The following is an 11,294-nucleotide window of genomic DNA, read 5'->3' as shown; positions in this document are numbered from 1 at the left end:
CTTTTTTATCTTCTCTGTTTATTTTCCTATAAAATTTATTTTAAAGATAGGTCTAATAATATTAGATTCTAATTGCCCAGTCCGGGCATTTCTCCTGGGTAGCTTCAATGCTACACTTGCACCGACAGTTTTTGGTGAGACATTCATTTTTGTTCCCACACGTTCAATCAACTGGTCTGAGAGTAATACTTCCTCATTGAGTTCTTGACCTTGTTGTTGAATTTCACTACCAGTAGCCGAGAAAGAGACGGGTGGGCGAGAGTAGGTTAATGAGCTGTCTGCTACATAGGTGGGTGGTGGGTCGGGTTGGATAGCTACGACTGTTGACCCCGCCACAATTAAAGCAAAGCTGGCTAGTCCAATCCATTTGTACTTTTCAAAAGCAATGACGTAACGCTTAACAATTGGTGGGGTCATAACAGAAGCATAGGTAAACAGACAAAGGTGGATAGAATCGGCGATCGCTAGTTGTTATTATAGTTACTGTTATTATTCATGATTGACGATTCATTAGTCACCCCCGTGTTTCATTTTGCTACATTCTTGATTTATCCTTTACAAGCCCATTACCTCAAAAAACATATTTTAATTTCTGCCGCCAAAGTTTTCAAAGAAATTCAGGAACGAACGTACATTGAAAAATGGCTGAGTAATTGTACTAAGAAAGTTGGTAATTCTGCCAATTAGGTTGCGACCAACTACAATCACATCATTATCTTGCAGAGGCACATTTTGGGCGACATCACCACTCATAGCCTTTTTCGCATCTAATGATTGAGTTACAGCTTTCCCTCGTTCCGGGTCAAAGCGTACTAAAGCAATATCTCGCAGGTTAGCAGTATCAAGATTGATCCCACCCAAGGCATCGATAAACGTACTACCATTTGGCAGGGCTTGCGTCACTATTCCCCCAGCCGCGTAATTTAAAACTCGGATTCTAATTTGCGGTATGGCCAAGGAGGAACGAGATACTAAAGTACGGTCATAACCGTCATCTGTGCCGATTTCTCGGCGTGGGACAATAATAGCATCGCCATCTTGCAGACGTAAGTTAGGTAGTGAACCATCATTTTGCAGTGTCCCATACAGGTCAATATTTTGTGAAATGGTAGAACCATCCATCAACCGACGACGTACTTTCACCTGTCTCAAGTCAGCACCAATGCTAGAACCACCAGCTGTCAGCAAAGCATCAGCCACACGGGGTAAAGCGGCAGAAATATTATAAATACCTGGTCGAAATACTTCCCCACTGATAGTTACCTGTACAGGACGGGGGCTGGCCAGAGACACAACCAGCATTGGATTTACTAAAATACGACCCAAACTCAAACCAATTTTTTCTTTTGCTTCTTCTAAACTTAAACCTTGGATAGAAACCAGACCAACTTGTGGTACGACAATATTGCCTTCTGGACTAACTTGCGCTTGAAAACTTAAATCTTGACGCTGTGATGTCAAAGATAAAACAACAACGGGATCAATCACATATTGATTGAGCAAAGAGCGAATTTTTGCTTGGGCTTCTTGTAAAGTTAAACCTTGCAGTGGGACAGTTTCTAGGAGGGGAACTATGATGTTACCTTCTGGGTTAATTCCAGCTTGAAAGCTTAAATCTGGAAAGCGTTGCACAATCACACTAATTACGTCTCCTGAACCCAAGCGATAAGGGCCAGGAGGACGTTCAAATGTCACGTTAATAGTATCCCCTGGCCCCAACAAGTAGCGGTTAAATTGAGGAGAAATTTCGTTATTCGTGCTAGCTGGTGCAACCTCAGTCTCTGGTGGAGGTGAAGGGAATTTTACTGGTAATTCCCCTTCAGGTGGCAAAGTTTGAGCTAAAACAGGTTGAAAAGTATTTAAGAAAAGCCCTAATTGAAAACTTACACAACACAGGGCGCTCAATGCACGCATATAAGAACTCATAAATATTAACATTGCTGGTCTTTAGAATATATTGCCAGAAGTTATGACACTCATTGAGTAGGGTTAAAAACTTCTGCCATTAATGTGGATTGTACTGTTTCCCCAATAGACTCTATTAAAGGCCAAGTAGTTTCCACCTGTCCTAAAGGTTCTATCGGCACAATAATACTGACAGCAACCCAAGGCGCACGATTTTTCTGCCATTGTGCAAATTGATCGGCTAAAAACCAGCGAAACGGTGATGAATATCCACTATTTGGTAAAGCGTACCATTGCAAGACAGCAAAGGTTTCTTGATTTGTGGCGGCGCGAAAGAATATTGCTTCTACCTGAGTTTGGGTATTTTCCCTATGGGGTGATTGTTTGACAATCAACTGAGCTGAACGTTCTTGAGCTATATCCCATTTTCCCCAACGGGACTTTCCCCAACCGCTAATATCTGTCCATTCGATTTCCGGTTGATCCGTTGGGCCATTTTGCGGCAATAACAGCAAGATAGCTTTTTTTTGCGAGCTTTCTTGCTGTATCAGTTGCAATGACCATTTATTTGTGCCAATTTGTTGTTCTACTTGTTCAAGAGTTTTCCAACCAGACAAAGTTAAACCCTTGCTACGTATATCTTTTAATAATTTGAGATTGGTAACAGCTGGTGGTTGTTTCCATTGCCATTTTCCTGTTAAGTATCCTGGAACTGCCCCTGTTACTAATAGCAGTAGCAACAGTAACAGCACTGTTAGATAAGTTAAATACTTGTATTTAAAAAATTTAGATAAGGAAATCATCGGTAAAAATTGCTATATTTACGCAAAATTCTACCTGAAAAAATGACCCTGTAGGTTCAGTAAAATTAATGGTTAGTGTCAAGAGGTACTGGGGACTGGGGACTGGATAAAAAAAATAATTAATTCCTAATTCCCAATTCCCCTCATTACTCATTACTCATTACTCATTACTCATTACTCATTTATCCTTCTGCTTCTAGTTCGGTTTCCGGTAGTGCTGACAGATATTGATCTAGCCAATTCAACAGAGGTACTAAGGAAAGTAACATCAGGGCAGAATATAGGTCGCCGCCCCAACTATCATGTAACCATGTAAAAGCAGCTTCCTGACCAGCACCATGAAAGAAGCTCAGTAAGGTGTTACGAATGATATTAGCAATAACACTGATGATAACGGCAATTGATAAAAACCAAACTGTTACCCGACGAGAAGATAAAGCTCCTGTCCAATACAACAACATCAAACTGACGTAAATAGTTGTAAACAGCATTTTTAAGCCGGCACAATAGGGGGCAACTTCGACGATTTTGCCTCCAACATAGATGTTGATACCATCAACAACTACTTCCATGCCAAACTGATTGAGGATGAAACCTGCTGTCGCGGCAATGAAACTTTGCAGGGGAAATGTATAAGGGGCAATCAGGTAAGGTACTGCGGTGGGAGTTGCGAGGAATACCAGTATTAGGGAAAATCCCTGTAGTCTTAAGCCGGGAAAACCCTTAAACCACAGGCATAATGCTGCCAGTATTATGGGTAAGGAAAGATTTACCCACTCTGTCACACCGCTTAAATAAAACACTGCCCCAATAACTAATAAAGCTACACCCAAAGGATGGGTTTTATTGGGCAGGCGTTGCCACTGTTTTCGGTGTTTCCAACTCAGATAACCTGCAAATGGTAGACCTATCAGACCATGACTGAAATATTCGTGTTCGATGCTAATAGTTTTGTTTAGCCAACCGTCTACCCAGTGGAGTAAGACGGGCGCATAGAGCAGCACTATCAGGCTGAAAATTCCTATACTTAGTAGTTGGGTTGTGTTTCTGTTTTTTATTTGTTGTTGAAGTGCCATAATTTTCAGCAACTCAGTTAATATTATCTCAGTGTTTCTGTGTTAATAGAGGCAGTCTTTAACCACATAGGCACTGAGACACAAAGAAAAATATTGTAACTTTTAATATATTACACTACTTCAGTAGTAGGTGTGGGTTTGGCTGCTACTCCACTAATTACACTGGTAATAGCAGCTACAACCTCTCTGGCTTGGCTATGGCTCAAACCAGGGTACATCGGTAAGGATAGTATTTGCTGGGCTAGTGTTTCCGCTTGGGGAAAGTCTCCGCTTTGATAGCCGAGGTTGGTAAAAGCTGGTTGGAGATGACAAGGAATTGGATAGTGAATACCAGTTTGAATACCTGCTTTTGTTAGTTCTGTTTGGAGTTGCTGTCGGTCTATGGGGCAATTATTATCAACTTTAATCACATAAAGGTGATAAACATGACCTTCACCACTTTGATTTTGGATAGGGGTAATACCAACAGAGGCTAAGGGTGCTAGTTCTAGATCATATTGTTGGGCAATGCTGAGGCGATCGCTATTCCACTGAGATAAATATGGTAATTTTTCTAATAAAATAGCTGCTTGCAATGTATCCAAACGGCTGTTTGTACCCATTTCCATGTGAACATACTTTTGGGATGAGCCGTAATTTCTTAACCTGGCAGCTTTTTGGGCTATTTCTGCGTTGCGGGTGAGTATCATTCCCCCATCTCCCAAAGCCCCTAAATTCTTACTGGGATAAAAACTAAAGGCTGCGGCTGTACCTACACTACCAGCTTGATATCCTTCTCTGTGTGCCAGATGTGCTTGGGCGGCATCTTCAAAGATTAACACTTTGTAGGTATCAGCAAAATCTAATAGCTGTCTAGGTGATACCATTTGACCATACAAATGCACTGGAATAATAGCTTTAGTCCGGGGTGTAATGGCTTTGGCTGCTGCTTCTAAATCAATTAAAGCTGTTTGGCTAGAGCAATCTACAAGAATGGGTGTTGCTCCCGCCTGTAAAACTCCAATCATGGTGGCTACAAAAGTATTGACTGGTAAAATTACCTCATCCCCAGCCCCAATGTTACACGCTTGCAAACCTAACGCGATCGCATCAGTTCCCGATGCTACACCTACTCCATATTCTGCTCCTGAAGCTTGAGCAAATGCTACTTCAAATTCTGCCAGTGATTTTCCTAAAATAAAATCTCCTCGCTCCAATACAGTCTCAATTGCCTGCTGGATTTTATTTTGAATTAACTCATGCTGTAACTTGAGGTCTACAAAAGGAATTATTCTACTACTCATTGATTAGTTAACCTCTCAATTGAAGAAAGCAAAAGGCAGGAGGCAGTTCGCGCCAGCGTTGTCCTCGAATTTCTACCTTTATTGTTAAATTCATGATTTTCTTTATGACTTTAACCTAAATTCAGTAAAAATTATCTGTGATTACAAAATGATATATTTGTGAATTCCCACCACAATCAGTCTAAAAATATCGAGATTAACTTATGCTCAAATAGAAGCTTAATTTGGGATATCAACTATTATTTATAATTGCTACCGTTACTATAAATCTGCAATTCAACGAATCAAATTTCCTGAAAAAACATTTTATTTTACGGGCAAATATAATAGCAGATAATTTTACCTTGATCAGGTATTTATATCCAAATAATTAATATTAACAAAAAATTTTCAGAAAATAAAAATCAGAATATTTGCGGTTTACAGAGTTATATTTATGAGTCATGATGCGTAATTCAGTCTTGATTTCGTATACTTTACAGTGTTAAAAAACCTAACAGAACTGAGTTTTGTCTCATCTGTATATTGATGATCAAAAGACTTGTTCTATTGTTCATTCTTCAGACCACTGTATTGCTAAGGTTAGAATACCCTGATTGCACCATAAATTAACGCTATCTGCTCATTGCAACCTCACGAGAGAAGTAATACACCATTAATTACCGTATTTACAACAGAGGTACAAAATTTTTGTCCCCAACTTGTTTGTCAGCAGCTAAATTGGGGAATGCTTAAGAATAGTAAATCATAACCCAGCAAAAGTGGTTATATAAATTACAGTATCGAGCAATTATTAAGGTAGCAGTGGCAATGGTAGAGCCGAATAACAACTTATTTGTCCTTAAAGATGGTTGGACTTCTCAAGAAACAAGAGAACAACAACGTCTCACAGCATTGTCAGAATTAGGTTTGCGACACCCAGAAACAATACCAGTTTTTGAAGAGGCTACTCAAACAGCTGCTCACTTTTTGGAAGCACCAATTTCTGTTTTAGGATTCATAGATCAAGAACGCCATTGGTTCAAATCGGCTGTGGGCTTATCTAGGCTGGGCTTAATGAACAATTTGGCACAAAGTCGCCAGTTGTTGCGGGGCGAGTCTTTTTGTACTCAGGTTATAGAAAGTTCTCAAACTCTTGTAATTAACGATACACAAAAGCTGACAGATGCCTCACTAGTGGCGAGCAAATTAGTACAAGATTATGGCATCCGTGCTTACTTAGGTGCGCCGCTAATTGATGCTACAGGTAACTGCCTGGGTGCGTTGGCAGTGATGGATCTAGTACCACGTAATTTTACGAATAGAGACATTGAATTTTTACAGATTATAGCTCGTTGGAGCATGAGCGAATTTGAGCGTAATCGACTGCTGATGCTAGGACAAGCCAATAAGTTGAGTTTAAAGAACTCCACTCCTTTGTTACTTAATGAAGAACTGAACACAGTCACAAAAGTCACTTCATCTAGTTTAGACAAAGAAGCTCACGAAACTAAGCAAATCAAACTAGAACTTCTAGCACAACTGACTCAGGAACTACGCACACCCCTGACATCCGTACTAGGGATGACCAGTGTTTTAGGAAGAGAGATTTACGGGCCTTTAACCACTAAACAAAGAGAATATTTAGATATCATCCAACATAGTGGTCGGTACTTACTTTCTCTAGTTAATGAAATTACCGAACTAGGAGCAATGGATAAAAATGCTACTAGCATCAATGTAGTTCCTGTAGATGTAGAAATGCTGTGTCAGCAGGCGATTAATACTTTGGAAGAAGCAGCTAATCGCCGTGAGCAAGATATTCGCCTGTCAGTCGAACCAGGACGTGGAAGAATTTGGCCGTTGGACAAAGATAAAGTCCGGCAAATACTATATCATCTGATTTTTAGCGTAATTCAACTTTCTGCCACTGGTAGTATTATTCGTATTCACGTTTCTTACAAAGAAAATACGCTCAATATTACTGTGTGGGCTTCCCATCCCTGGTTAGGAGATGGTATGACTGAGGTTGACCCTTACTTCCGCCTCAATTCATTGACTCTGATGGAGTTGGCTGGTGAAGCCGCACCTTACAGTATCCATCTAGATAGTCATGAGGAAACTGGGAGCTTGCCTATCACACTAGAAAAGTTGCAAAATCTAGATGGCGATCGCACAAATATTGCGGATGTAGATCCTGAAGAAGATTTAACTCCAGGACAAAGTAATTTGTCACGAGAAAGCTTAGGACTGTTACTCAGCTGTCAATTGGCAGAATTACATGGTGGACAAATTGCTATTCAAGGTTCGCCACAATCAGGGCATCGTTATGTACTGAGTCTACCACTGCAACTAACTAACTCCCCGGAAACCGGCGATATTTCATAGAAAGTCTTACCTATACCGTTAGTAGCCTGTAATGAAGCATTCAGAGTCAGTATTTAAGATTATGGGGAATTGCTATGAACATCCTCAATCATTTGTGAGGCTTGAGAATCCTGGTTTTTTACTCAACCAGGGTTCTCAAGTCTCACCAATGATCATAAATTTCAGAGGATTGCTATGGTAGCTATTATTAACAACAGAATTACCAATTACCAATTTGCTATCTGGATTATTACTTTATAATGAGCCGCTATATGATCAAGTCCAAGTGCTAAAAGGGCTTGCTAATTGATCACAGTGGGTTTTATGAATTTAGTCTGGCAAAGGTTTACTTTATCGTATTTACCGCTCAAACAATATCTTTCTACTAGTTATTTACATCGGTTACTAGTTGGATTGTTGTTTCCTTGGCGGCAAACTAGTATTTTACTCCAGTGGGGAGATGTAATTGCTGCGGCTTTACTGAGCTTGGTATATGCACTCGCTCCTTTTGTCTCTAGTACCCTGATAGGAGTATTGCTCTTAGCTTGTGTGGGATTTTGGCTATTGCTGACGTTAACTGATGAACCAACATCAATCAGAACTCCCCTTGCTACTCCTATTCATCTGTTGGTGTTGCTTTACTGGGCAATTGCCATAGTCGCAACAGCATTATCACCTGTACCCAGAGCAGCGTTGAATGATTTAATCACTTTAACGCTGTATTTATTGCTATTTGCCTTGTGTGCTAGGGTGCTGCGATCGCCTCGTTTGCGGTCTTGGATTATTACTATCTACTTACACGTATCACTAATTGTCAGTGTATACGGTTTAAGGCAATGGCGTTTTGGTGCAGTCCAACTAGCTACTTGGGTTGACCCAGCATCTCCTTTATCTAAAACTACTAGGGTTTATAGTTATTTAGGTAATCCTAACTTGTTAGCTGGTTATCTTGTTCCAGCTGTAGTTTTTAGCCTAGTAGCTATTTTTGCTTGGCAAGGATGGATGAAAAAGTCCCTAGCATTAACAATGCTAATTGTTAATACTACTTGCCTAATTTTAACTTTTAGTCGTGGTGGCTGGATTGGGCTATTGGTGGCAGTCTTCGCGGCGATCGCTTTGCTAGTTTATTGGTGGAGTATACAACTACCAGCTTTTTGGCGCACTTGGTCACTACCCATACTCTTAGGAAGCGTGATCGGGTTATTGGTTGTAGCAGTGATATTTGTTGAACCAGTCCGCTTACGGGTTTTCAGCATCTTTGCTGATCGCCAAGATAGCAGCAATAATTTTCGCCGTAATGTTTGGGATGCTGTGTTTGAGATGATCCGCGATCGGCCAATTATCGGCATTGGCCCCGGTCATAACTCTTTTAATAAAATCTATCCGCTTTACCAGCGTCCTCGTTATAGTGCTTTGAGTGCCTATTCCATTTTCTTAGAGGTGGCTGTAGAAACGGGTTTTGTTGGTCTTGGTTGTTTTCTTTGGTTAATCATTGTCACTGTCAATACGGCATTTTTACAATTACGCAGATTACGACAATCCAATAATTTAGAAGGATTTTGGTTAATTGGGGCATTTGCTACTTTGTTAGGGATGCTGGCTCACGGTGCAGTAGACACCATTTGGTTTCGCCCTGAAGTCAATACCCTCTGGTGGCTGATGGTTGCCTTAATTGCCAGCTACTGGACACCTTTAAACCAAAATCAAACTCAAGCAGATAACTCACACCAACCAGAACCAACAGTCAATTAACTTCTTCACAAGACAATAGGCACGGTATTATCAAGACTAGTTCTCCCTACCGTGCCTCTAAATTATTAGTACAACAAAAGAAATAATTGATTATCTCAGTCCCTATAACTAGTAGCCCCAGGAGCATTGGGATCGCGATAACGGGTTGGCTCGTCGTGCTGTTTTCTACCAGCTAACCCAGCTAAACCTAATAAACCAATTAAACCCAACCAACCCCAATCAAAATCATTACGTTCATAATAAGTTGTGGTTCTGGGGACATTATCTACTCTAGGCACAGTATTGACTTGAGCTTGTGCAGGTAGACTTAAAGGCAAAATGGCCGTACTTAAAGTCAGAAGGCTAGCCCCAACAACTGCGGTGAAGTCACGTTTCATGGTAGGATTTCCTCATAAGCTTCTAAAGTTACCCACCACTGTAACGATTCCCGAATTGAACAGAATCAATCTACGGCTATAGAGTAGGTGTTTACTTAACTCACGCTGAAGATATATAGTTCTGTTGCTACTTTAATAATTTTTCATTGCCCGTTGAATATCACGTTGATCTTGGCGGCGTTTGAGGTCTTCTCGCTTATCGTGGAGCTTTTTCCCTTTACCTAGGGCAATACTAATTTTGACCCAGCCCCGTTTCAGGTACATCTTCAAGGGTACTAATGTCAAACCTTGCTGCTCTACTTTACCGATGAGTTTCCGAAGTTCTTGGCGATGTAGTAACAGTTTGCGGGTACGGCGTGGTTCGTGATTAAAATACTGCCCACTAGCGTTGTAAGGAGAAATATGCACGTTAATTAGCCATGCTTCCCCATCACGAAGCAAAGCATAACCATCTTGGAGGTTTACTTTACCCGCACGGATTGACTTAACCTCAGTTCCCGTCAGTTGAATCCCAGCTTCAAAGGTTTCTAGGATTTCATACAAATAGCGGGCTTGCCGATTATCACTGATAACTTTGTAACTTTCGCTCTTATCGCTCATTGAAAATTGTTCTTCCGTTGATTAATTTATCTTAGGGTGATTAATAGGTGAGCATTGTGCTATTCTGTGAAGAATTGCAACATTTACTGCGTTTTTATATTGTCGGGGGTCTTAAATACGTTTAAATTTGTTAATCTTTTTATGGATTTAAGATTTTCTTTATAAATCACCCCTAAGACAGTCATTAGCTACTAATCTTGTCATATTATGAAACATAAGAACACTATTGTAACGCGTGTTCTTATATAGAGCTTCTAGAAGGAAATTTCTGAGTAAAAATGCTAGGGGTGTACTTTCCATGCCCTTGACGATCCTTGTGGTGGATGACGATGTGGGCACTCGTCTATCTATTAGTGATTATCTTGAACTGTCAGGCTATGCAGTAATTACGGCCAATGACGGTCAAGAAGCTTTGGCAATGGTGGAAGAATACCAGCCTGATTTAATTGTCACCGATATTGTCATGCCACGTATGAATGGGTATGAATTGGTACGTCGGGTACGTCAAAAACCAAAATTTCGCTTATTACCCGTAATTTTATTAACAGCCCGTACCAAGACTCAAGAAAGAATTCTTGGTTATCAGTCTGGGTGTGATTTATACTTGCCGAAGCCTTTTGAGCTAGAAGAGTTAGCCGCAGCTATTTGCAATCTATTGGAGCGATCGCAAATTATTCAATCTGAGTACCGCTTTCCTCAGAAAGAGAGTTCAGCTAGTCCTGGCTCTACAAGAGTCATAGAGACTCATAACTCTATTTTGAGTCATGTTGAGGGGTCAGGCTTGCTCTCATCTTTGACCCTGAGAGAACAGGAAGTCTTAGAACTTTTAACTCACGGTCTTTCTAACGCAGAAATGGGACTTCAACTTCACTTAAGTCCCAGAACTGTAGAAAAATACGTCAGCAGCTTATTAAGAAAAACTGACACCAGCAACCGGGCTGAATTAGTGCGTTTTGCGATTAAGCATGGGCTTGTAGAGTAGAAGGAGACTGGGGAAAAGAAAGAAGGGGGAGCAGGGGGAGCAGGGGGAGCAGGGGGAGAAAAATACAATGCCCACCCACTCACTACTCAGCACTCACTACTCACTACTCACTACTCAGCACTCACTACTCACTACTCACTACTCACTACTCACTACTCACTACTCACTAC

9 protein-coding genes and 1 pseudogene are annotated in these 11,294 nt (G+C 40.7%); 3 read left to right on the top strand and 7 right to left on the bottom strand.

Annotated features, from left to right (window positions below; genetic code table 11):
• Positions 1–54: 54 nt before the first annotated feature.
• The 5 genes and pseudogenes from ACM0OR_RS26505 to ACM0OR_RS26485 all read right to left on the bottom strand — a co-directional run.
• Positions 55–417 (bottom strand): annotated as a pseudogene (locus tag ACM0OR_RS26505) (lipopolysaccharide biosynthesis); the annotation flags it as partial.
• Between the two features lie 168 nt (positions 418–585).
• Positions 586–1,938, bottom strand: coding sequence for a polysaccharide biosynthesis/export family protein (locus ACM0OR_RS26500; protein WP_190710016.1), 1,353 nt, complete (start codon positions 1,936–1,938; stop codon positions 586–588).
• A gap of 38 nt (positions 1,939–1,976) precedes the next feature.
• The gene (locus ACM0OR_RS26495) at positions 1,977–2,708 is read right to left on the bottom strand and encodes a cyanoexosortase B system-associated protein (protein WP_414579411.1); all 732 of its coding nucleotides are present in this window, start codon (positions 2,706–2,708) and stop codon (positions 1,977–1,979) included.
• 182 nt (positions 2,709–2,890) lie between these two features.
• Positions 2,891–3,784 (bottom strand): cyanoexosortase B, encoded by an 894-nt coding sequence (gene crtB / locus ACM0OR_RS26490; RefSeq protein WP_414579410.1) that lies wholly within the window; start codon positions 3,782–3,784, stop codon positions 2,891–2,893.
• Between the two features lie 110 nt (positions 3,785–3,894).
• Positions 3,895–5,067, bottom strand: coding sequence for a DegT/DnrJ/EryC1/StrS family aminotransferase (locus tag ACM0OR_RS26485; protein ID WP_414579409.1), 1,173 nt, complete (start codon positions 5,065–5,067; stop codon positions 3,895–3,897).
• A gap of 810 nt (positions 5,068–5,877) precedes the next feature.
• Here ACM0OR_RS26485 and ACM0OR_RS26480 point away from each other — a divergent pair.
• Together ACM0OR_RS26480 and ACM0OR_RS26475 are read left to right on the top strand one after the other, a co-directional pair.
• On the top strand, positions 5,878–7,434 hold the full coding sequence (locus ACM0OR_RS26480; protein WP_414579408.1) for a GAF domain-containing protein: 1,557 nt from the start codon (positions 5,878–5,880) through the stop codon (positions 7,432–7,434).
• A 303-nt stretch (positions 7,435–7,737) separates the two neighbouring features.
• Entirely contained in the window at positions 7,738–9,165 is a 1,428-nt protein-coding gene (locus ACM0OR_RS26475) for an IctB family putative bicarbonate transporter (protein WP_323267540.1), read from the top strand.
• A 95-nt stretch (positions 9,166–9,260) separates the two neighbouring features.
• Here ACM0OR_RS26475 and ACM0OR_RS26470 read toward each other — a convergent pair whose 3' ends face one another.
• The gene (locus ACM0OR_RS26470) at positions 9,261–9,542 is read right to left on the bottom strand and encodes a WGxxGxxG family protein (protein ID WP_323267539.1); all 282 of its coding nucleotides are present in this window, start codon (positions 9,540–9,542) and stop codon (positions 9,261–9,263) included.
• Positions 9,543–9,674: 132 nt separating this feature from the next.
• Positions 9,675–10,142, bottom strand: coding sequence for an SsrA-binding protein SmpB (smpB, locus tag ACM0OR_RS26465; protein ID WP_190704069.1), 468 nt, complete (start codon positions 10,140–10,142; stop codon positions 9,675–9,677).
• Between the two features lie 298 nt (positions 10,143–10,440).
• On the opposite strand from smpB, the gene ACM0OR_RS26460 reads away from it, so the two are divergent.
• The gene (locus tag ACM0OR_RS26460; protein ID WP_190704066.1) at positions 10,441–11,124 is read left to right on the top strand and encodes a response regulator transcription factor; all 684 of its coding nucleotides are present in this window, start codon (positions 10,441–10,443) and stop codon (positions 11,122–11,124) included.
• Positions 11,125–11,294: the final 170 nt, after the last annotated feature.

Source organism: Anabaena sp. CCY 9402-a, assembly GCF_963920945.1.
In the GTDB taxonomy this organism is placed as follows: domain Bacteria; phylum Cyanobacteriota; class Cyanobacteriia; order Cyanobacteriales; family Nostocaceae; genus Trichormus; species Trichormus minutissimus.
The sequence above is the reverse complement of the archived record's forward strand: the minus strand, read 5'-3'. Positions and strand labels throughout refer to the sequence as shown.